Origin of the sequence: Micromonospora cathayae (assembly GCF_028993575.1) — a bacterium.
Taxonomy (GTDB): Bacteria; Actinomycetota; Actinomycetes; order Mycobacteriales; family Micromonosporaceae; genus Micromonospora; species Micromonospora cathayae.
The window spans coordinates 1,609,530-1,632,075 of the sequence record NZ_CP118615.1 but is presented as its reverse complement, the minus strand read 5'-3'; the positions used below and the strand labels follow the sequence as shown (position 1 = coordinate 1,632,075).

The following is a 22,546-nucleotide window of genomic DNA, read 5'->3' as shown; positions in this document are numbered from 1 at the left end:
CGGTCGGAACTAGTTGCCGCACGGCAAAGGAACGTTGGAGCGCTCCCGTCCTGCGTCCGACCCCTGGAGTGGGATACGGTTCCACCGACAACAGGAGGTCTGGCGAATGTCCTTGACGGTGCACACGGAACAGCGTGGCGACGTGGTCGTGGTCTCGGTCGCGGGTGAGCTGGACATGGCGACCGCTCCTCAGTTGCAGGACCAGATCACCGACCTGCTCGACAAGGGGCGCAGCCGCCTGGTGTTCGACCTGGCTGACGTCTCGTTCTGCGACTCGACCGGGCTGTCGGTGTTCGTGCGCGCCAAGAACAGCTGCGACGAGGCCGGCGGGGTGGTGCGGCTGGCCGCGCCGCAGCGCGGAGTGCTGCGCATCCTCGAGGTCAGCGGGCTGGTCGAGGTGTTGCAGACCTACCCCACCGTCGACGAGGCGGTAGCCGGGGACGAGACCCCGGCCACCCCCTGAGGCTCCCGCACCGGGCCCGGTCACTCGTCCTCGATGTAGCGGGGGCGGGCGATCGCCAGGCCGGCGCCGGCCTGCACCCCGGCGGCGAACAGCAGGAAGCCGATCGGCAGGTGCCAGCCGCCGGTCGCCTCGTACAGAATGCCGACCAGCAGCGGGCCGAGCGCGGCGATCAGGTAGCCGGTGCTCTGCGCGAACGCCGACAGCGCCACGGTGCCCTCCGCCGTCCGCGCCCGCAGCCCGATGGTGGTCAGGATCAGCGGGAACGCGCCCTGTCCGACGGCCAGCAGGAACACCCACAGCAGGGCCAGGTCGTGCGGCGCGACCGCCATGCCCAGGTACGACAGGATCATCGCCGCCGACAGGAACAGCACCAGCGGGCGTAGCGTCCGCATCCGGGCGGCGATGGTCGGCATGACCAGGGCGATCGGCACCCCGAACGCGGTCACCCCGGCGAGCAGCAGCCCGGCGTCCTGCGGCTGGTAGCCGGCGTCCCGGAAGAGCTGCGCCAGCCAGCCCATCGTCACGTACCCGCTCAGCGACTGCGCCCCGAAGTAGACCGCCATGGCCCAGCCGAGCCGGGTCCGTTCCGGCCGGATCCGGATCCGGGTCGACGCGCCCGCCGGCCGTCCCGCCCGCCGCGCAGCGGCCCGCGCCCGCAGCGCCAACGGCACCCAGGGGAGTACGGCCACCGCGGCCAGCCCGGCCCAGACGCCGAGCCCGACCCGCCACGAGCCGAACGCGTGCGCCACCGGCACCGCCGCAGCGGCGGCCACCGTCGTACCGAGCGTCATCGCCACCGTGTACGCCCCGGTGACCAGCCCGGTGCGGTGCGGGAAGTGCTGCTTGACCAGCATCGGCAGCAGGATGTTCGCGACCGCGATCCCGGCCAGGGCGAGCGCGCTGGTGAGCAGGAACACCAGCGCCGAGTCGGTGAGCACCCGCAGCAGCTGGCCGGCGGCGAGGGCGACCATCGCGGCCAGCAGTACCCGGGCCGGGGAGACCTTGCGGACCAGCCACGGGGTGAACGCGCCGAAGAAGGCGAACGCGACGGTGGGCAGCGTGGTGACGAACCCGGCCAGCGCGCCGGAGAGGGCCAGTCCGGTGCGTACCTCGTCGAGGAGCGCGCCCAGGCTGGTGATGGCGGCCCGCAGGTTCAGCGCGACCAGCAGCATCCCGGCCAGCACCAGCGCGCCCCCGGTCCCCGGCCGTACGGTCGGGGCGGGAACCGCGCTCGGGTCGGGGGCGGCAGCGGTGGCCGGGACGGGAGTGGTGGCCGGCGTCGGTGCCGGGGTGGGGGTGACGGTCGCTGTGGCGGGCTCCGTGAGGGCGGCTGCTGGCGGGGTCATGACCTCGAACCTACAATCATGGGATGAATTACGGCAGGAGCTGTAACCAGTGACACCGTCCGTTGATTCCTCGCCCGTGCCACCGCGCGGCCGTCGGGTGAGCGAGACGATCGAGCAGCTCAGAGCCCGCATCCTCGGCGGCGAGTGGCCGCTGGGCGGGCGGATTCCGACCGAGCCGCAACTGGTCGCCGCCCTCGGTGTGGGGCGGAACACCGTCCGGGAGGCGGTCCGCGCGTTGGCGCACGCCGGGGTGCTGGAGTGTCGCCAGGGCTCCGGCACGTACGTGGTCTCCACCGACGAGCTGGCCCCGGTGGTGGCCCGCCGGCTCAGTGACCACCGGATGGCCGAGGTGATCGAGGTACGCCGGGCGTTCGAGGTGGAGGCCGCCCGGCTGGCCGCGTTACGGCGTACCCCGGACGACCTGGCGGCGCTGGACGCGGCGCTGGCCGAACGGGAGGCGGCCTGGCACGCCGACCGGCTGGCCGAGTTCGTCGAGGCCGACGCGAAGCTGCACGTCGCGGTGGTGGCCGCCGCGCACAACGCCATGCTCGCCGAGCTGTACGCCTCGTTCGGCACCGCACTGCGAGCCACCGTCGCGCAGGCGATGGGGGACGTGCTGACCCCCGAGCGGTACGTCGACCACGGTCGGCTGGTGGCCGCGATCCGGGCCGGCGACCCCGAGTGGGCGGCCCGGGAGGCGGGCGAGTTCCTGGAGCATCCGACCGGGGCATAGGTTGTGGCCGACGTCGTAACCGGACTGCGGGAGTGCACGGATGCTCAAGGGTTTCAAGGACTTCATCATGCGCGGCAACGTCGTCGACCTCGCGGTCGGCGTCGTGATCGGTGCCGCCTTCACCGGGGTGGTCACCCAGCTCACCAAGTCGTTCCTGGAGCCGCTCGTCCGGGTCCTGATCGTGCTGATCACCGGCAACAAGGACGGCCTGAAGGGCTCGATGTGGTCGTTCCGGGGCATCGACTTCGACTACGTGGCCTTCGTCAACGCGCTGATCACCTTCCTGCTCACCGCCGCGGCGCTGTACTTCCTGGTCGTCTACCCGATGAACAAGCTGGCCGAGCGGCGGCAGCGGGGCGAGGAGCCGCCGCCGAAGGCGCCCAGCGAGGAGGTCAAGCTGCTCACCGAGATCCGCGACGCCCTGGTGACCGCCGGGCACACCACCCCCGGCCAGCAGCGCGGCGCGCTGGACGACGTGCTGGGCCGCCGGCCGGAGCCGCCCGCCCCGCGCTGACCCGCCGCACGCACATCGGCCCCCGTGGGAATCTCACGGGGGCCGACTTTCTTCGTACGCATGTTCGATACAGTGCCGGCATGGAGCAGCGAAAGCACTGGTGGAACGGCAAGTGGGGGCGGCTCGGCCGACGGGACGTCTTCCTCCGCACCGACGCCGACCGCTGGTACGTGGAGCAGCGCGCCGGAGGCGCGGAGGGCGTCTCCCGCTTCTACGAGTACGACAGCCCGGAGGAGGCGGAGGAGACGGTCCGCGCCCTGCTCGACGGCGCGGACACCTGGCGTGAGCTGTCCCCGCGCCCGTCCGCCGGCGCACCACCGACCGCCCATCACCCCGACCGGCCGGGCGTCCACCACCCCCGGCCTTCGACAGCCTGACCGAACGGCGGCCAACGGCCCGACCGGCCCGGCGTTTAGGCGTCCGACCGGCCGGGAACCGCCCCAGCATGACGCGACAGGACACGGACGCGGAAACGGTCATCGCACGGATCACCACCGGCATGACGGTGGTCGACGCGACCGGGGCCCCGGTCGGCACGGTGGACATGGTCCAGCGGGGTGACCCGAACGCGGTGACCGTGCAGGCCCCGACCACCGCCGACCCGGGCAGCAGCCTGGACGAGCTGATCGAGTCCGCCGCCGTCGAGGAACCCGACGTACCGGCCGACCTGGCGGCCCGACTGCTGCGTACCGGCTACCTGAAGGTCTCCGCCCCCGACGGCGCGGTGTACGCCCCCGCCGACCAGATCGCCACCGTCACCGACCAGCAGGTACGCCTCTCCGTCCCGGCCGCCGACCTGGCTGTCGAGGAGTAGCCGCTCCCGCCACCGTCCCCCCGTCCTCCGGGGCGGGGGCGGTAGCCGGGCGGGGGCGTCGGAAGAGCAGCAGCATCAGCCCGCCGGCGAGCAGCCCCCAGAAGGCCCCACCCACCCCGAGCAGGGAAACCCCGGCCGCGGTGACCACGAAGGTCACTACCGCCGCTTCCCGCGCGTCCGGCTCGGCGAGGGCGGCGGCGAGCGCGCCGGCCAGCGCGCCGACGAGCGCCAGGCCGGCGACCGCCTCGATCAGCACCGGCGGCGAGAGCAGTACCAGGGTGGTCGCCACGCCCGCGCCGAGGCCGAGCAGCGCCAGCCCGACACCGGCGGTCACCGAGGCGATCCACCGGCGGTCCGGGTCCGGGTGGGCGTCCGGGCCGGCGGCGAGGGCGGCGGTGATCGCCGCCAGGTTGACCGCGTGTCCGCCGACCGGGGCGGCCACCGCGCTGGCCAGCCCGGTGACGCGCAGCGCGGAACCGAACGGCGGCCGGTAGCCGTAGCCGGTCAGCACCGCCATGCCGGGTACGTTCTGCGCGGCCATGGTGACCAGGAACAGCGGTACCGCCAGCCCGACCAGGGCGGACAGGCTGAGGCTGGGCACCGTCGGGTCGAGTACCGGCCAGAGTCCGGCCGAGCCGGGCCGGGCCGGCGGGGCGGTCAGCGCGATCGCCACCACGGCGACGGCGAGCGCCCCGGGCACCGCCCAGCGCCGGGCGTACCGGTGCAGCAGCAGCCAGACCAGCACCACCGGCCCGGCGAGGGCGGGTACCTCGACCAGTGCCCGGACCGGCGCGGTACACAGCGGCAGCAGCACCCCGGCGAGCATCGCCGCCGCGATCGGCTTGGGGATCGCGGCGACCGCCCGGCTGAGCGGCGGGAAGAGCCCGGCGGCGACGATCAGCAAACCGGACACCACGAACGCGCCGACGGCGGCCGGCCATCCACCGGCCACCGGCCCGGTGGCGACCAGCAGGGCGGCCCCGGGCGTGGACCAGGCGATACTGATCGGCAGCCGGTGCCGTAGCCCGAGCCAGACGGCGCTCGCCCCGGACAGCACGCAGACCGCGAGCAGTCCGGAGGACGCCTGCGTGTCGGTCGCCCCGACGGCCCGCAACCCGGCCAGCACCACCGTGAACGAGCTGGCGAAGCCGACCAGGGCGGTCACCACACCGGCCAGTACGGGTTGCAGGCTCCCCGTCATGCGCGGCCCCTTCCGGACAGGTCGTTCCGTATACGGAACGGCGCTGTGGTGCACGATAGCGTCATGACCACCGTCGGAGCCAGCGACCCCGGAGCCGCCGCGATCGGCCAGCGGGTCCGGGTACTCCGCGAGGAGCGGGGCATCTCGCTCTCCGCGCTGGCCCGGCTGGCCGGCGTCGGCAAGGCCACCCTCTCCGGGCTGGAGAACGGCACCCGCAACCCGACCCTGGAAACGCTCTACGCGGTGACCGCGCAGCTCGGCGTACCCCTGGGTGCGGTGCTGGCCGGGCCGGCGAGCGCGCCCTCGGTGCGCGGCGCCGCCGTGCGCGCCACCCTGCTGGAGGTGTTCACCGAGGCCGGGGCGACCTACGAGCTGTACCGGCTGCGGGTCGCACCGGGGGCCGGGCAGGTCTCGCCCGCGCACCGGGCCGGCGTCACCGAACACGTCACCGTCTTCACCGGAGTGCTCCGGGCCGGCCCGGTGGACGCGCCACTGACCGCCGCCACCGGCGGGCACCTGCGCTGGACGTCGGACGTACCGCACTGCTACGCGGCGGTCGGCGACGAGGAGGTCACCGCCAGCCTGCTGCTCCGCTACCCCCGCGAGTAGGAAGGAGCGGCCTGTTCCCGGTGGCGGGAACGGCGGCTCCCGGTCAGCTACCGGCGGACTCGAGACCGGTCGGCTGCTGCGGCCAGTAGGGCCACTCCTCGAACGACCGGCACCGGCCGTCCCCGGCGAACCGGATGATCCACAGATCCCGGTACTCCTGGCGGACCGGGTCGCCGTACCGGACCTCCATCCGGGTCACCGCCGTGTCGCCGTCCACCGCGACGATCTCGCCGGACATCCGGAACACCTCGTCGGGACCGTCGCGCTGGGCGTCCCACATCCGGGCGATGGCCGGCAGACCGACGACCGGAGTCCAGTACGGCCCCTGACGGTAGCTCGCCTCCTCGGTGAAGATCGTGCCGAGGGTGTCCGTGCCCGGGGTACGCCAGGCCCGCTCGTAGGCCGCGATCCAGTCCGTCACCTGTTTCCTGTCCATGGCTGCCCACCTTTCCACCTCGTACCCGAGCCACGTCGCTCCTTATGGGGATGTGGCTCATTCCGGCTGAGCGACATCGGATGACGGCGGATCGGTGGCGGTGCCCGGCAGTGGCGGGTCGCCCGCCGCCCGCAGCAGGTCGCGGGCGGCGGTCCCCACCCGGCAGGCCGGGGTACGGCAGGTCGGGCAGTGTCCGTCGGGTCCGGGCCGGTGCTGGCGGAGGACCGTCCGGGCGGTGAGGATCAGCCGGTTGCGGATCTGCGCCAGGGACAGGAACGGGGCGGTCACGGTTCAGCCCACGCCGAGGGTGGTGGCGAGCCGGGTGATCGTGGTGGGGGCGTACGGGTCGCGGGCGAGCTGACCGAGCAGGTCCCACGCAGCGGGCCGGTACCGGATCTCGGACGGTGCGGTGCGCTCGGCTTCGAGCAGGACGTGGGCGGCGTTGGTCGGATCGTCGGTGTGCAGGTAGGCGCAGGCGGTGTCGAGCAGGTGTGCAGCGCGGTGTTCGGCGGGCAGCCACCGCCAGCCGGCCCGACCGGTGGCCTTCCCGTGCCAGCCGATCGCGGCGCGGGCGTCGCCGGACTCGACGGCGACGGCGGTACGGGCCAGGTCGACGGCGGTGGGTCCGAAACCGGTGCGGTAGTGGTCGTGCCCGTCGCCGACCCGCTCGGCCATGCCGGCGGCCTCGTCGATCAGCTCGGCGGTGGCGCTGTCGCCCTCGTGGCTCGCGGCGGCCAGGGCGGCCTGGACGAGCAGGGTGCCGCACAGGGACAGCTCAGGCGGGGTGCCGTACTCGATGACCGATGGGGCGATCCGGTACGCGGCGGCCCGCAGCAGCGACTGCGCCTCCCGGGCCCGCCCGGCGGCGCGTAACACCTGGCCGAGCTGCACGGCTGCGGCGGCGACCAGGCTGCGGTCCCCGGTCGCGGCGAGCATCGCGCGGTCGGCGGCCAGCCACGCCACATCGGCCGCGCCCAGCTTGACCAGCAGTCCGGCGGTGATCCGGTACGCCTCGACCAGCGGCACCCGTCCGGGGCCGGGCTGGTGGGCGTGGGTGCGCTGGACGTCGGTGAGCAGGTCCGGCAGCAGGTCGGCGAGCTGGGCGTACCGGGCATGCTGGAAGGCCGTCCACGCGTACCCGACCTGGCGGGCCATCCGGTCGGCGGGCAGCACCGGACGACGGCCGGCCGGCCTACCGAGCGGGATCTCGTACCGGCAGAGCGCCGCCCTAATGCGCTCGACGCCCTGATGGCGTTCGGTCAATTCGACCGGCTGGGTGTCCGGGTCGCGCAGCACCACCGGGTCGACGCGCAGCACGGCGGCGATCTCCTGGAGCGTGGACAGCTTGTCGAGCCTCCGGACGCCGCGTTCGACCTTGTCGACCCAGCTTTTCGACTTGCCGAGCCGGTCGGCGAACAGCTGCTGGGAGAGTTTCCGCCGGCCCCGCCAGTACGCCACCCGCCGCCCGATCGGCACCGAATCCAACCGGCCGGCGTTCATCTGGTCCACCCGAGGAAGCGGTGGTGCAGAACCCCGGCGGGTACGTGTGTCGTCACCGGACATCACCTCTCCCAGACAGCGGCCCGTGCCGCTGGGTCCGTGCGTCCAGCCAATCGCCAACCGGCCGGGGCTCCCAGGGCGCCAGCGGCGCAGAACTGATGCATCCCCATTGCGTTGCGCAGCGTGACCTGACTGAATGGATTCCGTAACAGCCACGGGGGTAAGGGAGGACAGGTGCCGGGTAGACGCCGACACCGGCTGGCCCAGCGCCGCAAGGCGGTCGGGCTGAGCCAGGAACGGTTGGCCGAGTCCCTCGGCGTCGACCGCTCGACCGTCGTCCGCTGGGAACGGGCCGAAACCGATCCCCAGCCATGGCACCGGCCACGGTTGGCGGCGGCCCTCCGGCTGTCGGTCGAGGAACTCGCCGACCTGTTGGCCGATGTCGGCCAGCCGCCGTCAGCACCGGAGGAACGTCTCGAGTACGTCCTGCGGCATCCCCGTCGCGTCGACCTGGTCAGCGTCGCCTACCTGCGGGAACGCGTGCAGAACCTTGACGAGCGCTACGACCGGCTGCCCTCCACGCTCCTACTCGCCGAAGCCGGGCAGCTCCACGGCCAAGCGATCTTCCTCCGGCAGCACGCCGGCACCGGACCGGTCCAGCGGGACCTGGCGGCAGCGGTCGCCGAATCCGCCACCCTCATGGGTCAGCTCGTCTGGGACGCCTCTCAACGCCGCGACCAGAACGTCAGCGCCGCATACTTCGATCAGGCCATCCATGCTGCCCGGGAAACCCGCGACGCCGTCACCGAGGCCAACGCCCTGCTCCGCAAGAGCTACCTCTCCCTGTACGGCACCAAGCAGCCCACGGACAGCCTCGCCCTGACCGCGAACGCCGCAGCCGTCGGCCAGCACACCAGCCACGTCATCGCCGGGCTGGCCCACCTGCACCGTGCCGAGGCACACGCCATGCTCGGCCGGCCCCGGGACTGCGCCGACGCCCTCACCGCCGCCGAGGTCCACTTCGCCGCAGTCGACGGCCACGACCCAGCCACCGTCCTGTTCTGCCCGAGCCACTACCCGCGACTCGCGGGCTCCTGCTGGCTGTTCCTGAACCGCCCGGCCGACGCGATCGTCGCCCTGGAGAGCGCCCGGCAGCTGACCGCCGCGAGCCGCAAGTCCACCGCCGTCGTCCTGGGCAACCTGGCGCGCGCCAGCATCGCGCAACGCGACGTGGACGCCGCCACCGCCTACCTGCACGAGACCATCGACGTCATCGAGCGAACCCGCGCCGGAGGTGGCCTCAACCTCGCCTTCACCGCAGCCCGCGAGCTACGTCCCTGGCGCGACGAGCCCGCCGTCCAGGACGTCAACGACCGACTCCTGACCCTCATGACCCCGTAGGGAGCCGCCCACGTGACCAGTCTGAACGAGGTCGATCGAGCCAAGCAGCAGGTGCGACACCGCGTCTGGGACCTCCTCGAGCACAGCCGTGCCGTCCCGCCCGGCGTCCACGGACACATCCCCGACTTCGTCGGCAAGGAAACCGCCGCCGCCCGACTCGCCGACACGGACGCGTGGAAGGCAGCGCAGGTCGTCAAGTGCAACCCCGACCTGGCGCAGTTCCCTGTACGGATGCGGGCGCTTCAGGAAGGCAAGTTGCTGTACATGGCGGTGCCACGCCTCGCCGCCCCCAAGCCCTTCTACCTGCTCGATCCCCACGCCCTCGACGTCCCGCTCGAAGTCGCCGCCACCAGCACCGGAGCAGCCGACGCCGCTCCCACCGTCGACCCCGACGAGATGCAGCCGATCGACCTGGTCGTCTGCGGCAGCGTCGCCGTCAGCCGACAGGACGGCGTACGGATCGGCAAGGGTGCCGGCTACTCGGACCTGGAGGTCGCTCTGCTCGCCGACGCTGACCTCGTCACCATCGACACCGTCATAGCCACCACTATTCATCAGCGCCAACTCATCGATGACGCACTGCCCCACGCGACCCACGACTTCCCGGTGGGTCTCGCGGCGACTCCGCACGAGGTACTGGACTTCGGGCCACGACGAGAGGCCCTGACCGGCATCATCGAAGCTCACCTACGCCCCGACCAGCGCGACCAGATCCCCGCCCTCGCCCGCCTGCTACGCCGCAACGCTTGATCAGGTGGAACGGCGCGGCTCGTACGCCTCCGGCCCCCGCCGCCTCGATGGGCGGGAACGGGAGTGGCCGCCCGTCCGTCCCATCCGAACGAGCATCGGAGCGACGGACGGGGAGCTGAGTTGCGGACGAGGATGCTGCTGGTCGTGCCACTGCTGCTGGCAGGCGGGACGTTGGCCGGTGGTTGCACCGGCACGGACCGGAGCGGGCCGACGCCCAATACGATGCCGACCTCGGCCAGCGTGCCGGCGGAACCCACCGGATACCGCGAGTTTCCGTACTCGCTGTACACCCACTGCGGTGTGCGGGAGGCGAACATCGAGGGGCGGTGGTACGAGGCGGTCCAGGTGCTCACGGACGGCGACGGCGGGCCACCGGCGGACTGGGGCTTCCTGACCACCCAGGGCACCATGCGGATCATCTCGCCGACCGAGGCGGAGTTCCACCACCCCAGCGGCCCGGTGGTGACGTTCCGGTTGCGGCCGCAGGCGACCGGCCCGAAGGAGATCTGCTCCTGACCGCGCACCCGCGCCACGGCGATCCTTACCGAGGTGGGATGGAGACGGCGGCCCGGTCTTCTTGGCAGACTTCACGTCATGACGCTGATCCTCCGCTCGGCCATCCTCAACGACGTCGGCCTGGTCCGGACCAACAACGAGGACTCCGCTCTCGCCGGTGACCGGTTGGTGGCGGTGGCGGACGGCATGGGTGGGCTGCCGGCCGGCGAGGTGGCCAGCGAGATCGTCATCCGGATCCTGGACGAGTTGATACCGCCGGAGACGCCGGACGAGGCGGAGAACGCGCTGCGGGCCGTGGTGCAGACCGCGAACCAGCGGATCCGCGCCGCCATCGACGCCGATCCGGCCCGGGACGGGATGGGCACCACGTTGACGGCCGCGTTACTGGCCGGGAACACCCTGGTCGTGGCCCAGGTCGGTGACTCCCGGTGCTACCTGCTGCGGGAGAGCACGCTGCACCAGCTGACCAAGGACGACACCTTCGTGCAGGCGCTGGTGGACCAGGGCGCGTTGAGCCCGGCCGACGCCCGGCGGCATCCGCAACGCGCCCTGGTGACCCGGGCCGTGCAGGGGGTGGACGCGCCGCCGACGGTGGCCCGGTACACCGTGCTGCCCGGGGACCGGCTGCTGCTGTGCAGCGACGGGCTCTCCGACTACGTCGACGACAGCACCGTCGCCTCGACGGTGTTCACGTACGGTGACCGGCAGCAGTGCGTGGAGCAGTTGGTGAAGTTGGCGCACCAGGCCGGTGCGCCGGACAACGTCACCGTGGTGGTCTCCGACCTGACCGAGGTCTGATCCACCGGCCGCCGGCCAGCATCCGGTAGAGGCCGGCGCGGACGTGGTAGGCGTTGACCAGCACCAGCAGGACCGGTCCGACGGTCAGGTTGGTGGCGGTGGTCAGGGCGGGGATCAGGTCCAGCGGCACGGTCCAGGCCAGGGTGGCCCGCAGGGCCGCGTCGAGCAGTTGCACCGTGCCGATCAGCACGGTGGTCACCCGCCAGATCCGCCGGAACTCCGGTTGCCGCGCCCACAGGTCGTCCCAGTCGGCCCGGTGGAAGATCCGTTCCAGGACCGGCCGGGACAGTCGCAGCGCGGCGGGGCGCGGGCCACGGGCGGTGGACAGGAACCAGATGCCGACGCCGCCGGTGATCAGGGCGCTGCGGCCGAAGACCAGTCGCGGGTCCACGGCGGCCAGGGTCAGGGCCGCGCCGAGCGCGGTGGCGGCCAGGCCCGCGATGCCGACCTTGTCGACCGCCCGGCCGGTGAGCAGCCCGTACCCGGTCCAGAGTGCGGCCGGCGTGCTGCTGAGCACGACCGCCGGGGCGGGGTCGACGCCCAGCCGCCGGAGCAGGTGGTACAGCAACAGCGGGCCGAGCAGACCGACCAGCCCTCGGCGGAGCAGCGGTCGTAGGTCGCCGGGCCGGGTCGGTGGCCCGCCGGTCGCCCCGGGGGCGGTGGTGGTCGCCGTGCTCTCGTCGGGCTCGACCGGGCCGGGCACGGTTCACGGCTCCCGGCGGGTGCCGAGGTCGAACAGGGTGGTCAGTTCGCGGGCGCAGCGTGCCAGGTCGAGGTCAGGGTCGGCGGCCAGCGCGAAGGGCAGCATGTCGAGCGAGCGCTGGATGGTCATCGCCATGATCTGTACGTCGAAGTCGCGGAAGTCGCCCCGACGTTGTCCCTCGGCGAGGATGCCCTCCAGGGCGCCGAGCGCCCGACGGTCGGCGTCCGCCGACGACCGGTCGCCGGGCCCGGTGGCACCGCCCTCCCCCGTGCCGGCGGTGCCACCGGGAGTCGTGGTGCCGGCGTCGCCGCCGGTGGTTTCGGCGGCGGTGTCGGTGGTTTCGGCGGCGGTGTCGGTGGTTTCGGCGGCGGTGCCGGTGGTTTCGGCGGGCGCGTTGAGGAAGATCTCCAGCAGCGCCCGCATCGGGGCACGGTGCCGGTCGAGGTACTCGACCATGCCCTCCAGGTACGCGCGGAGCTGCTCCGGCGGGCCGGGCTGCGCGCCCACCCGCTCCGCCATGAACGCGCCGATGCCGGCGTGGACCTCGGCGAGGACCTCGCTCATCAGCTCGGCTTTGCCGGCGAAGTGGTAGGAGATCATCCCGGTGCTGCTCAGCCCGGCCCGGCGGGCGATCTCGGCGTAGGAGGTGCGTCGGTAGCCCAGCTCGGCGATGGTCCCGATGGTCGCCGCGACGATCTGGGCCCGGCGGGCCTGCTCGGTGACCGATCGACCAGCACCACCCTTTGCTCGCATGAGCAAAAATTAGCACAGCCAAGCAAGGATCGGGTACCGGCGGGCAGTGCGGTGGCCGTCCGGCCCCGGGCAGGCCAGGGCCGGCGAATCGGCTTGCGGAGAACCGCCGACCGGGCTGGGATGAGCGGATGACGATCCGCCGCGTCTCCGGCGAGGAGATCCTGACGCTCAGCCACCCGCTCCGGGCGTACGCCTTCGACGCGTCACCGAAGGTCGCCGACCACGACGAGCTGCGTCGGACCTGGCTGCCGTACCAGGAGGGGAGCCGCACCCTCGTCGTCGAGGAGGACGGCACCGCCCTGGCCACCGCGACCGCCATCCCGATGCGGCAGAACCTGCGCGGCCGGGTGCTGCCGATGGCCGGCGTCGCGGGCGTGGCGAGCCACCCGCTGGCCCGCCGGCAGGGACACGTCAAGAAGCTGCTGCACCACCTGTTGGACGAGGCACACGACGAGGGACAGCTGCTCTCCGCGCTGTACCCGTTCCGCCCCTCGTTCTACGAGCGGTTCGGCTACGTCGGGGTACCCGCGCCGCGTACCGTCACCTTCCCGGTCGCCGACCTGGCCGCGCTGCTCCGGGCCGAACTGCCCGGCGAGGTCACCTGGGGCCGGACCGGCACCGGGTACGACGAGTACTCCGCCTTTCTGGACCGCTGCCTCGGCGAGTGGCACGGGTTCGCGGTGTTCCCCGAGCGCCGCCGGGTCTGGGTCCGCGACGACGACAGCCGCTGGCTGGTCACCGCGCGGGTCGACGGGGTCACCGAGGGCCTGCTGACGTACCGGATCGACGATCACGGGGGCACGGTCCACGCCGACGGCCTGCTCGCCCTCAGCCCGCTGGCCCGTACCCTGCTGTTGCAGTTCCTCGCCCGGCACGTCGACCAGGTGGACCGGGTCAGCGTCGTGGTGGCCCCCGGTGAGCTGCCCGAGCTCTGGCTCACCGATCTCGCGGTGGTCTGCGAGACGCGGGTGACCCGCCCCGACCACTCCGCGCCGATGGTCCGGCTGCTGTCCACGGACGCGCTGGCCGGGCTGCCCGCCGGGGCCGGCCGCTGCCGGGTCGAGCTGACCGGGGACCGCTGGCTCGCCGGGACGTACCTGCTGGACGGCACCACCGGGCACCTGGAGGTGCTACCGGGAACGACGGGTACGGCGGGCGGGGCGGCGACGCCGACCGCCACGCTCACCGCCGCCGGTCTGTCCGCCCTGGCGTACGGGGTGCTCGACCCGGCCGAGGTGGTGGTCCGGGGGCTCGGTGCCGTACCGGCCGACGCCGTCGGGGAGCTGCGCCGGCTCTTCCCGCGCGAACTGCCGTACCTGCACGCCGGCTTCTGAGCGGTTTGCCGCCCCCGGTCGACGGGGCAGACTGGTGCACGTGCCGGAGTGGTTGCAGGCGGGCGGTTGGGGGCTGGTGGCCGGCTCGGCGTTGCTGCTGGGCGCGCTGGCCGGCTGGTATCTTCCCGTCCCGCAACGGGTGATCGCCCTGATCATGGCGTTCGGGGCGGGCGTGCTGCTGTCGGCGGTGTCGTTCGAACTGATCGCGGAGGCGCACGAGCAGGGCGGGATGCTGCCGACCGCGCTCGGCGCGGCCGGCGGCGCGCTGGCGTACACGCTGGCGAACCTGGCGCTGGCCCGGCGGGGTGCCCGGCACCGGAAGCGCTCCGGCGAACGGCAGCCCTCCGAGCGGGAGAAGCCCGGTTCGGGTACGGCGATGGCGGTCGGGGCGCTGCTGGACGGCGTACCGGAATCGGTGGTGATCGGGGCGAGCCTGCTCAGCGGCGGCCCGGTCAGCGTGGTCACGGTGGCAGCCGTGTTCCTCAGCAACGTGCCGGAGGGGCTGTCCAGCGCGGCCGGCATGCGCCGGGCCGGGCGGTCGAGCCGGTACGTCTTCCTGCTGTGGGCGGGGATCGCGCTGGTCAGCGGGGTGGCCGCGCTGGTCGGGTACACGCTGCTGGGTGGCGCGCCACCGACGGTGCTGGCCGCGATCACCGCGCTGGCCGCCGGGGCGATCCTGGCGATGATCACCGACACCATGGTCCCGGAGGCGTTCGAGAACGCGCACCTGCTGGTCGGGCTGGTCACCGTGGCCGGCTTCCTGACCGCCTTCGCCCTCTCCCACACCTGAGCCGTGGTGCTCGCCTACGCCCGCCATGAGCCGACCAGGGACATCGACACAGGGACGTCGACGCAGGGCCTAGCATCGACCGGTGCGCCCGACCTCCGTGAGCCCCCGCCGCCCGTCCACCGGACCGGCCGGGTCGCTCGCCCTGCTCGCCGTGGTGACCGTCGTCCTCGCCGGCTGCGGCTCGTCCGGGTCGTCGGGGACGCCGACCGCCGGTAGCCCGACCACCGCCGGCCCGGCCCCGACCAGCGCCCCCGCCACCACCGTCGCACCGTCGCCCTCGGCGTCGGTCGGCATGGGCGGCCGACGGGCGACCCCGACGCCCACCCGGCCGGCCGGCGGGGTGTTGCGGGCGGGCAACCCGGACGGCGGCGCGTCCGTGCCGGCGGCGGCCCGCGCGGTGGACGTCTCCCGCCCGACCCGGGTGGTCGGCACCGGCACCCCGGCGAGCTGCACCTCGGCGGCGGTGGTGCGGGCGGTCGCGGCCGGCGGGATCATCACCTTCGACTGTGGACCTGACCCGGTCACCATCCGGATGCTCGCCACCGCGAAGGTGCACAACGCCAACGGGCCGAAGGTGGTGCTGGACGGCGGCGGGAAGGTCACCCTCAGCGGTGGCGGTACCCGGCGCATCCTCTACCAGAACACCTGCGACCAGGCGCAGGGCTGGACCACGTCGACCTGCCAGAACCAGGACCACCCGCAGCTCACCGTCCAGAACATCACCTTCGCCGACGGCAACTCGACCGGCGAGACGGCCGAGGGTGGGGGCGGCGGCGCGATCTTCGTCCGGGGTGGACGGTTCAAGGTGGTCAACGCGCGGTTCGTCGACAACCGCTGCGACCGGACCGGCCCCGACCTGGGCGGTGCGGCGGTCCGGGTGCTCAGCCAGCACGACAACCAGCCGGTGTACGTGGTGAACAGCACCTTCACCGGTGGCCGGTGCGCCAACGGCGGGGCGTTGAGCAGCATCGGCGTGTCCTGGTCGATCCTGAACAGCGTGTTCCGGGACAACCGGGCGGTCGGTGCCGGGGCGAACCCGGCCCGCTCCGGCACGCCTGGCGGCGGCAGCGGCGGCGCGGTCTACTGCGACGGGAACCGGTTCACGGTCCGGCTGGCCGGCAGCATCGTCGAGGACAACCGGGCCAACGAGGGCGGCGGGGCGGTCTTCTTCGTCAGCAACGACCGGACCGGCACGATGACGATCGAGAAGTCCACGCTGCGGGGCAACCCCAGCGCCGGTTTCGAGACGCGCGGCTACCCGGGGATCTTCTTCCTCGGTGCCCGCAACCCCACGGTGACCGGCTCCCGGCTGAGCTGAGCCACGTCCCGCGGCTCAGCCGGCCGGGAGCCGTCAGTACGGGTTGCCCTCGCCGGCCGGACGGCCCCTGACCAGGCCACCCGGCCGACCGGCCAGGTCGTCCCGGCCGGACATCGGCGGGCTGGCGGTGTGCCCGCCGTCGGCCATCCCGGCGACGAGCTCACGCAGCGCGCTCGCCGCGTCCGTCCCCGGCCGCCAGCCCAGCTCGGTCTCGGCCCGCTCGCTGGACATCAGCGGGGCGGCCAGGGCGAGCTGGACCCAGCCCGGGTCGACCGGCTGCAACCGGGCCCGCCAGCTCAGCGCCGCCGCCGCACGCAGCACCGGCGCGGCCACCGGCACCGTCCAGCCGTGGAAGTGCCGGGCCACCAGCGCCGGGGAGAGCACCGGGTCGGCCGCCACGTTGAACGCGCCGCGCGCGTCCGGCGAAAGGATCGCCCGGGCGTACGCGTCGGCGACGTCGTCGGCGTGCACCGCCTGGAGGCGCAGTCGGGGATGGGTGGGTACGAGCGGGATGCGCCCGTAGCGGAGCAGCTTCACCGGGGCGAACGGCCCCAGGAAGTACCGGACGATCTCGGTGGCCGCCTCCCGCTGGAAGATCAACCCGGGTCGGAGCCGGACGATCCGCAGCTCGGCGTGCTGGCGCTCCACCCGGTCGAGCAGCTCCTCCACCTGCGCCTTGTGCTGACTGTACGACGAGCCGGGCACCCCGGTCGTCGGCCAGCGCTCGCTGACCGGGTGGTCCTTCGGGCCGGGCGCGTACGTACCGACCGACGAGGCGTACACCAGGGCCGGCACCCCGGCCCGGAGCACCGCGTCGACCACCGCGCGGCTGCCGCCCACGTTGGTCCGGTGCAGGACGCGCTGGTCGTGGCTGGGCTGGATCTGCCAGGCCAGGTGCACCACCGCGGCGGCCCCGGCGAAGACCTCGGCCAGCCGGTCGGCCGCGCCCGGCTCCCCGATGTCGCAGGAGTGCCACTCCACCCGGTCGTACGGGTCACCGGCCGCCGGGCCGGGCAGCCGCCGGGCCACCCCGACCAGGTCGACGTCCGGTTCCCGGCCCAGTCGGCGCAACAGGGCCGTCCCGGCGTTCCCGCTCGCCCCCACGATCACGATCCGCATGCCGGTTGCCGTACCCGGTCTGCCCGCCGCCAACCGCTGCCGACGCGATCCTGCTAGAACAGAACGGAGAAGGAGGCCCTGGTGAAGTACCTGATGCTGATCTACGGGAACGAGCAGATCTGGAACAGTCTGCCGGCCGACGAGCTGACCACCCTGATCGGCGAGGTCGACGCGTTCAACGAGGCGTTGCGTGCCTCGGGCGAGCTGGTGGAGAGCCAGGGGCTGGTCTCCCACCCCCGGGCGGTCCGGATGGTCGGTGACACACCGGTGGTCACCGACGGCCCGTACCTGGAGGCGAAGGAGTACGTGGGCTCGTACTTCCTGGTGGACGTCGCCAGCGAGGAGCGGGCGTTGGAGATCGCCCGGTCGTATCCGGCGCTGCGGTTCGGCACCGGCCGCAGCGGCGGCGGGCTGGAGGTGTGGCCGCTGATGACCGGCACCGGCGGGGACCACTGACCCGCGTCGAACCGCCCAGCGACCAGGGCAGCGCCCCCGACCGCCCGACCGGCGGCCGGGTCGGTGCTCCGGGCGACGACCGGAGCCGCGACCGGATCGCCGACCTGCTCCGCGAGCTCGCCCCGCAGGTCCTCGGCGGTCTGGTACGCCGGTACGGCGATTTCGCCCGCGCCGAGGACGCCGTGCAGGAGGCGCTGCTCGCCGCGTTCCGGAGCTGGACCGCCGACGGGGTGCCGGAGCACCCGCCGAGCTGGCTGCGTACGGTGGCCGCCCGCCGCTACGTCGACCAGGTGCGGGCCGACGCGGCCCGGCAGCGACGGGAGCTGGCCCTGCTGGCCGCCACCCCCCGCGACGCCCTCGTCGCCCCACCGGCGGACACCGAACCGGCCCGGGACGACCTGCTGGAGCTGTTCTTCCTCTGCTGCCATCCGGCGCTCGGCCCGGCGGCGCAGGTGGCGCTCACGTTGCGCGCGGTCGGCGGCCTGACCACCACCGAGATCGCCGCCGCCTTCCTGGTCCCGGAGAAGACGATGGCGCAGCGGATCGTCCGGGCCAAGCAGCGGCTCCGGGCGGCGGGCGCACGGTTCGCGCCGCCGCCCGGGTCGGAACAGCCGGCCCGGCTCGCGGTGGTCCTGCGGGTGCTCTACCTGATCTTCAACGAGGGGTACGTCGCGAGCAGCGGGCCGGCGCTGCGCCGGGTGGACCTGACCCGGCAGGCGGTCCGGCTGACCCGCCGGCTGCACCGGAGCCTCCCCGACGACGGTGAGGTGGCCGGCCTGCTGGCGTTGCTGCTGCTGACCGAGGCACGCGGCCCGGCCCGCACCGGGCCGGAGGGCGACCTGGTGCCGCTGGCCGACCAGGACCGCTCCCGCTGGGACCGGTCCGCGATCGCCGAGGGCACCGCGCTGGTCACCCACGCCCTGTCCACCGCGCCGGTCGGGCCGTACCAGGTGCAGGCGGCGATCGCCGCGGTGCACGCGGAGGCGTCGTCCGTCGCCGACACCGACTGGCCGCAGATCCTGGGCCTGTACGAGCTGCTGGAGCGGTTGGCCCCCGGGCCGGCGGTGACCCTCAACCGGGCCGTGGCGCTGGGCCTGGTGCACGGGCCGGCGGCCGGGCTGGCCCTGCTGGACGGGCTGGCCGCCGGCCCGCTGGCCGCCCACCACCGACTGCTGGCGGTACGGGCCTTCCTGCTGGAACGGGCCGGCGAGCCGCAGGCCGCCGCGCAGGGTTGGCGGGAGGCCGCCCGGCTCGCCGGCAGCCTGCCCGAGCGGCGTTTCCTCGACCGCCAGGCCGCCCGCCTGGAGTGACCCGGCTCACAGCAGGCCGACGTCGAACGCGACCGGTCCGCTCCGACCTCCTGCCGTACGGGCACCGCAGCGGTGCCCCACCGGAGAGGACGAACCACATGACCAGGGTGACCGCGCAGCTGTCCGTGTCGCTGGACGGGTGCTACGCCGGCCCCCGCCACACCGGCGACGGAAACTGGATGGAGTCGGCCGAGGCGGCCGCCTTCTTCCGGGTCACCCGCTGGGCGACCGAGGCGACCGCGTGGCGGGAACGGCAGGGCTTCGACGGCGGTACGCACGACGCCGACTCGGAGATCGTCGCGGAGCACTTCGCGGCGGCCGGCGCGTACGTGATGGGCCGCCGGATGGCCGACGGGGGCGAGGTGCCCTGGGGGGACGAACCGCCGTTCCGGGCACCGGTCTTCGTCGTCACCCACCGCCCCCGGGAGACCCTGGTCTCCGGCGGCGGCACCAGCTTCACGTACGTGACCGACGGCCTGACCAGCGCCGTCGAGCAGGCCCGTGCCGCGGCCGGCGGCCGGGACGTGGCGGTGGCCGGCGGCGGCAGCCTGGTCCGCCAGGTCCTCGCCGCCGGCCTGCTCGACGAGCTGGAACTGCACGTCGTACCGGTCGTGCTCGGCACCGGTCTGCGGCTGCTCGACGCCGGTCTGGGACTCGGCGAGAAGGAGGGGATCGAGCTGGTCCCGACCCGGGTGGTGCACTCCCCCGACGTCACCCACATCCGGTACGCGGTCACCGGACGGGCTCCCCTGCTGCTGGACGACCGGGGCCGTGGGGGTGGCCGCACCACCGTGGGCTGACCGGGTGGGGCAGTGCGGCGGCACACGCGGGTCGTACAGTGTGCCCCCACCCTCGACTAAGGAGCGTGCCGTGACGCAGCCACCACCGGCGCCCCGCCGGCCGGCCGAGGACCCGGGCGACGACGGTCCACCGCCGTACCTGCTGGCCATGCCGGCGGTCGACGGCGCTTCCGGTGCCCCCGGGGTCATTCCGTGGCCGGAGGGGCAGCCCGCGTGGGCGATCCCGGTCAGCCTGCCGCCCGGCACCCGTGGGTACGCCGTGTTCATCCCCCTGGTGCCGGTGGCCGACGCCGCCGCAGCCCCCTCGGCCGGCACGGTGCTGGCGACGGGCCACGGACCAGCCGGAACGCCGGCCCCGGCCGACACCACGCCGGCCGACACCACGCCGGAAGGGGTCACGCGGGACGGGGTCAGGGCCGGGGCCGGCCCGGGTACCACCACGCCGGCACCGGTTACCGCCCCGGTGGCGGGAACGACCCCGTCCGCAGCGGCGACGACCCCGGCGGGGGACAACCGGCCCGAGAACACCCCGCCGACGGGCAGCCCGCAGGCAGACGACGCGGCAGCGGACCGGCCGCCGGTGGACGACGCCGCAGCGGACAAGCCGACGACGGACGAGCCGGTGGCCGACGGCGCGGCGGCGGACGGGCCGCACGGGGACGGGCCGGCGGCGGCCGGCGCACCGGCCGTCCACGGCGTCCCGCCGTACGCCTGGGCGGTGGATCAACCCGGCCGTCCGGGTGCCGTCGGTGGTCCGCCGTACCCGCCGACGCCCGGCGGGTACTACCGGCCGAAGCCGCCCGGACCGACGTTCTTCCAGCGGTACTGGCCCGGCCCGAAGCCGGCTCAGGGTCGGGCGGTACCCCTCGCGGTCCTCGTCGGCGCGCTCGGGGTGGCCTTCTTCGTACCGCTCAGCCGGACCGGCATCGGCTGGTTCCTCGGTTGGCTGGCGCTGACCGCGGGCGTCGTGGCCGCGGTCCGGGGGCCGGTGGCGCAGTTGCCGCGTACCGAGCGGTGGGTCCGGGCCGGCTGGGCGGGGGCGGCGCTGGCACTGCTGGCGGTACCGGCGTTCCGCAACGCCTGGTGGCTGGTGACGTTCTGTGTACTGGCCGCGCTGGGCTGCGCGGCGCTCGCGGTGATCGGCGGCCGGCGCATCCGGTCGATCCTGTTCAGTCTGGTGGCCGGGCCGGTCGCCGCGTTCCGGGGGCTGCCCTGGGTACGGGCCCACGTCCGGTCCTCCGCCGATCCGGGGCTGGCCCGTCGGGTGGTCGGCTCGGCCGTGGCGACCATCGCCGCGCTGGTGGTCTTCGGCAACCTGCTCGCCTCCGCCGACGGCGCATTCTCGGTGCTGCTCAGCGCGGTCGTCCCCGAGATCGACCTGGGTACGGTGTTCCGCTGGTTCTTCCTCGCCGCGGTGGGGGCGCTCTGTGCGGTGGCCGCCGTCTGGACGCTGGCCGCGCCACCGGACCTGTCCGGAGTGGACCGGCCGACCCGCCGAAGCTTCGGCATGCTGGAGTGGGCGCCGGCCATCACCGCGCTCACGCTGCTGTTCGGCGGCTTCGTGGCGGTGCAGTTCACCGTGCTGTTCGGCGGCGAGCGGCACGTGCTGCGGACCGCCGGGCTCAGCTACGCCGAATACGCCCGCAGCGGTTTCTGGCAGCTCGTCGCGGTCACCCTGCTGACGTTGGCGGTGCTCGGCGGGGTGGGTCGCTGGGCTCGGCGGGAACACCGGACCGAACGGATCATGCTCCGGGTGCTGCTCGGCGCGCTGAGCGTACTCAGCGTCGTCATCGTGATCTCGGCACTGTCCCGGATGTACGCGTACCAGAAGGTCTACAGCTTCACCGGCGAGCGGCTGTTCGTGATGGCGTTCGAGCTGCTGCTCGGCAGTGTCTTCCTGATGATCCTGGCCGCCGGGCTGCGGCTGCGGGGCGGATGGGTGCCGCGCGGGACGGTGGCGCTGGCCGTGACGATGCTGCTCAGCCTGGCGGTGCTCAACCCGGAGGGGTACGCCGCCGGCCGCAACATCGACCGGTACCGGGAGACCGGCAAGATCGACGCGTGGTACCTGCGTGCGCTGTCGGCCGACGCCACGCCCGCCCTGACCGGGCTGCCCGACCCGGTCCGCCGCTGCACGCTGAGCTGGATCGCCGATGAACTCGACGAGCCGGACCCCTGGTACGCCTGGAACCTGGGCCGGCTCCGGGCCCGGCAGGCCCTGGACCGGGTGGGTCCGGACGCGATCGGTGGCCCGAGCGACTGCCGGGCGGCCGACCAGTACGACCTGCCGAAGAGTCGCCGACCCCGCTGACCGCCCTCGTTTCGGCCCGGGTCGACACCCGGTCCGGGCCGGAGCGGGGCCCGGTCGGGGAGCGGTTCCCGCCGGCCGGGGTCAGTGGGTGCCGCCCAGGTTGAGCACCACCAGGCCGCCGGCGACGAGGGCGATGCCCACCACCTTCGTCAGGGTCAGCGGCTCGCCGAGGAAGGCCGCCCCGATCGCGGCGATCGCCGCGGTCCCGATACCGGCCCAGAAGGCGTACGCGACGCTGACCGGGATGTCCCGCACCGCCAGCGAGAACAGGTAGAACGAGACCAGGTACGCCGTGGCGAGGCCGAGCGTCGGCCACAGCCGGGTGAAGCCCTCCGTGGCCTTCATCAGGCTGGTACCGACGACCTCGGCCACGATCGCGAGCGCCAGCAGCACGTACGCCATGCTGATTCCTTCCTCCGGGTACGGCTGCCCTCCGGGGGTACGGCTGCGTCCGCCGTGGATGCCGCTGTCCCTACTGTGCCCTGGACCACCCGGGTGTCACCGGCTCCCGCGCCGCGACGCCGCCGGTGGTGTGGGCGACGGCCGTACCACCTGGACGGCGGCACCGACC

The 22,546-nt window shown here is 73.8% G+C and carries 26 protein-coding genes; 17 read left to right on the top strand and 9 right to left on the bottom strand.

The features are described from left to right. Positions 1 to 106: 106 nt before the first annotated feature. Positions 107 to 463, top strand: coding sequence for an STAS domain-containing protein (locus tag PVK37_RS07635; RefSeq protein WP_275033068.1), 357 nt, complete (start codon positions 107 to 109; stop codon positions 461 to 463). A 20-nt stretch (positions 464 to 483) separates the two neighbouring features. Here PVK37_RS07635 and PVK37_RS07630 read toward each other — a convergent pair whose 3' ends face one another. Next, complete coding sequence (locus PVK37_RS07630; protein WP_275033067.1) at positions 484 to 1,809, bottom strand: MFS transporter; 1,326 nt, start codon at positions 1,807 to 1,809, stop codon at positions 484 to 486. Between the two features lie 49 nt (positions 1,810 to 1,858). Here PVK37_RS07630 and PVK37_RS07625 point away from each other — a divergent pair, with 49 nt between their 5' ends. The 4 genes from PVK37_RS07625 (at position 1,859) to PVK37_RS07610 (ending at position 3,870) form a co-directional block, all read left to right on the top strand. Continuing rightward, positions 1,859 to 2,542: a FadR/GntR family transcriptional regulator gene (locus PVK37_RS07625; protein WP_275033066.1), complete on the top strand. Its 684-nt coding sequence runs from the start codon at positions 1,859 to 1,861 to the stop codon at positions 2,540 to 2,542. A gap of 40 nt (positions 2,543 to 2,582) precedes the next feature. Then, positions 2,583 to 3,056 carry a large conductance mechanosensitive channel protein MscL gene (mscL, locus tag PVK37_RS07620; RefSeq protein WP_275033065.1) on the top strand — a complete coding sequence of 158 codons (474 nt, stop codon included), beginning with the start codon at positions 2,583 to 2,585 and terminating at the stop codon, positions 3,054 to 3,056. Positions 3,057 to 3,136: 80 nt separating this feature from the next. Next, the gene (locus PVK37_RS07615) at positions 3,137 to 3,433 is read left to right on the top strand and encodes a hypothetical protein (RefSeq protein WP_275033064.1); all 297 of its coding nucleotides are present in this window, start codon (positions 3,137 to 3,139) and stop codon (positions 3,431 to 3,433) included. Positions 3,434 to 3,501: 68 nt separating this feature from the next. After that, positions 3,502 to 3,870 carry a hypothetical protein gene (locus PVK37_RS07610; protein ID WP_275033063.1) on the top strand — a complete coding sequence of 123 codons (369 nt, stop codon included), beginning with the start codon at positions 3,502 to 3,504 and terminating at the stop codon, positions 3,868 to 3,870. On the opposite strand, the gene PVK37_RS07605 is transcribed toward PVK37_RS07610, so the two are convergent. Further along, complete coding sequence (locus PVK37_RS07605; RefSeq protein WP_275033062.1) at positions 3,812 to 5,071, bottom strand: benzoate/H(+) symporter BenE family transporter; 1,260 nt, start codon at positions 5,069 to 5,071, stop codon at positions 3,812 to 3,814. The genes PVK37_RS07610 and PVK37_RS07605 overlap by 59 nt on opposite strands. A gap of 63 nt (positions 5,072 to 5,134) precedes the next feature. Between PVK37_RS07605 and PVK37_RS07600 the strand changes: the two genes are divergently transcribed. After that, on the top strand, positions 5,135 to 5,680 hold the full coding sequence (locus PVK37_RS07600; RefSeq protein WP_275033061.1) for a helix-turn-helix domain-containing protein: 546 nt from the start codon (positions 5,135 to 5,137) through the stop codon (positions 5,678 to 5,680). A 43-nt stretch (positions 5,681 to 5,723) separates the two neighbouring features. Here the strand turns inward: PVK37_RS07600 and PVK37_RS07595 are convergent, their stop codons facing one another. From PVK37_RS07595 to PVK37_RS07585, 3 genes are read right to left on the bottom strand one after another with little or no spacing between them, the layout of a single operon-like run. Next, entirely contained in the window at positions 5,724 to 6,116 is a 393-nt protein-coding gene (locus PVK37_RS07595; protein WP_275033060.1) for a YybH family protein, read from the bottom strand. 57 nt (positions 6,117 to 6,173) lie between these two features. Then, entirely contained in the window at positions 6,174 to 6,404 is a 231-nt protein-coding gene (locus PVK37_RS07590; RefSeq protein WP_275033059.1) for a hypothetical protein, read from the bottom strand. A 3-nt stretch (positions 6,405 to 6,407) separates the two neighbouring features. Continuing rightward, positions 6,408 to 7,616 carry a helix-turn-helix domain-containing protein gene (locus tag PVK37_RS07585; RefSeq protein ID WP_275035004.1) on the bottom strand — a complete coding sequence of 403 codons (1,209 nt, stop codon included), beginning with the start codon at positions 7,614 to 7,616 and terminating at the stop codon, positions 6,408 to 6,410. Positions 7,617 to 7,850: 234 nt separating this feature from the next. Between PVK37_RS07585 and PVK37_RS07580 the strand changes: the two genes are divergently transcribed. The 4 genes from PVK37_RS07580 (at position 7,851) to PVK37_RS07565 (ending at position 11,081) form a co-directional block, all read left to right on the top strand. Then, positions 7,851 to 9,017, top strand: a complete 1,167-nt coding sequence (locus PVK37_RS07580) for a helix-turn-helix transcriptional regulator (RefSeq protein WP_275033058.1) — start codon at positions 7,851 to 7,853, stop codon at positions 9,015 to 9,017. A gap of 12 nt (positions 9,018 to 9,029) precedes the next feature. Next, a complete protein-coding gene (locus PVK37_RS07575; protein WP_275033057.1) occupies positions 9,030 to 9,767 on the top strand; it encodes a 5-formyltetrahydrofolate cyclo-ligase in 738 nt (245 codons plus the stop codon). Between the two features lie 120 nt (positions 9,768 to 9,887). Then, complete coding sequence (locus tag PVK37_RS07570) at positions 9,888 to 10,283, top strand: hypothetical protein (protein ID WP_275033056.1); 396 nt, start codon at positions 9,888 to 9,890, stop codon at positions 10,281 to 10,283. A 78-nt stretch (positions 10,284 to 10,361) separates the two neighbouring features. After that, positions 10,362 to 11,081, top strand: coding sequence for a PP2C family protein-serine/threonine phosphatase (locus PVK37_RS07565; protein ID WP_275033055.1), 720 nt, complete (start codon positions 10,362 to 10,364; stop codon positions 11,079 to 11,081). Here PVK37_RS07565 and PVK37_RS07560 read toward each other — a convergent pair. Together PVK37_RS07560 and PVK37_RS07555 are read right to left on the bottom strand one after the other, a co-directional pair. Further along, positions 11,047 to 11,784, bottom strand: a complete 738-nt coding sequence (locus PVK37_RS07560; RefSeq protein ID WP_275033054.1) for a VC0807 family protein — start codon at positions 11,782 to 11,784, stop codon at positions 11,047 to 11,049. The genes PVK37_RS07565 and PVK37_RS07560 overlap by 35 nt on opposite strands. Positions 11,785 to 11,787: 3 nt before the next feature. Beyond that, positions 11,788 to 12,537: a TetR/AcrR family transcriptional regulator gene (locus PVK37_RS07555; RefSeq protein WP_275033053.1), complete on the bottom strand. Its 750-nt coding sequence runs from the start codon at positions 12,535 to 12,537 to the stop codon at positions 11,788 to 11,790. A 128-nt stretch (positions 12,538 to 12,665) separates the two neighbouring features. Here PVK37_RS07555 and PVK37_RS07550 point away from each other — a divergent pair, with 128 nt between their 5' ends. From PVK37_RS07550 to PVK37_RS07540, 3 genes are all read left to right on the top strand, one after another. After that, positions 12,666 to 13,871, top strand: coding sequence for a GNAT family N-acetyltransferase (locus tag PVK37_RS07550; RefSeq protein ID WP_275033052.1), 1,206 nt, complete (start codon positions 12,666 to 12,668; stop codon positions 13,869 to 13,871). Between the two features lie 40 nt (positions 13,872 to 13,911). Continuing rightward, positions 13,912 to 14,661 (top strand): ZIP family metal transporter, encoded by a 750-nt coding sequence (locus PVK37_RS07545; protein ID WP_275033051.1) that lies wholly within the window; start codon positions 13,912 to 13,914, stop codon positions 14,659 to 14,661. Between the two features lie 82 nt (positions 14,662 to 14,743). Beyond that, the gene (locus tag PVK37_RS07540) at positions 14,744 to 15,979 is read left to right on the top strand and encodes a hypothetical protein (RefSeq protein WP_275033050.1); all 1,236 of its coding nucleotides are present in this window, start codon (positions 14,744 to 14,746) and stop codon (positions 15,977 to 15,979) included. 33 nt (positions 15,980 to 16,012) lie between these two features. Here PVK37_RS07540 and PVK37_RS07535 read toward each other — a convergent pair whose 3' ends face one another. After that, positions 16,013 to 17,098, bottom strand: a complete 1,086-nt coding sequence (locus PVK37_RS07535) for an NAD-dependent epimerase/dehydratase family protein (RefSeq protein ID WP_275033049.1) — start codon at positions 17,096 to 17,098, stop codon at positions 16,013 to 16,015. Between the two features lie 81 nt (positions 17,099 to 17,179). Between PVK37_RS07535 and PVK37_RS07530 the strand changes: the two genes are divergently transcribed. The 4 genes from PVK37_RS07530 (at position 17,180) to PVK37_RS07515 (ending at position 21,975) form a co-directional block, all read left to right on the top strand. Beyond that, the gene (locus tag PVK37_RS07530; RefSeq protein ID WP_275033048.1) at positions 17,180 to 17,554 is read left to right on the top strand and encodes a YciI family protein; all 375 of its coding nucleotides are present in this window, start codon (positions 17,180 to 17,182) and stop codon (positions 17,552 to 17,554) included. 95 nt (positions 17,555 to 17,649) lie between these two features. Next, on the top strand, positions 17,650 to 18,864 hold the full coding sequence (locus tag PVK37_RS07525; RefSeq protein ID WP_275035002.1) for an RNA polymerase sigma factor: 1,215 nt from the start codon (positions 17,650 to 17,652) through the stop codon (positions 18,862 to 18,864). A 98-nt stretch (positions 18,865 to 18,962) separates the two neighbouring features. Next, positions 18,963 to 19,664, top strand: coding sequence for a dihydrofolate reductase family protein (locus PVK37_RS07520; protein WP_275033047.1), 702 nt, complete (start codon positions 18,963 to 18,965; stop codon positions 19,662 to 19,664). A gap of 70 nt (positions 19,665 to 19,734) precedes the next feature. Beyond that, on the top strand, positions 19,735 to 21,975 hold the full coding sequence (locus tag PVK37_RS07515) for a DUF4153 domain-containing protein (RefSeq protein ID WP_275033046.1): 2,241 nt from the start codon (positions 19,735 to 19,737) through the stop codon (positions 21,973 to 21,975). Between the two features lie 81 nt (positions 21,976 to 22,056). Here the strand turns inward: PVK37_RS07515 and PVK37_RS07510 are convergent, their stop codons facing one another. After that, positions 22,057 to 22,377: a DMT family transporter gene (locus PVK37_RS07510; RefSeq protein WP_275033045.1), complete on the bottom strand. Its 321-nt coding sequence runs from the start codon at positions 22,375 to 22,377 to the stop codon at positions 22,057 to 22,059. Positions 22,378 to 22,546: the final 169 nt, after the last annotated feature.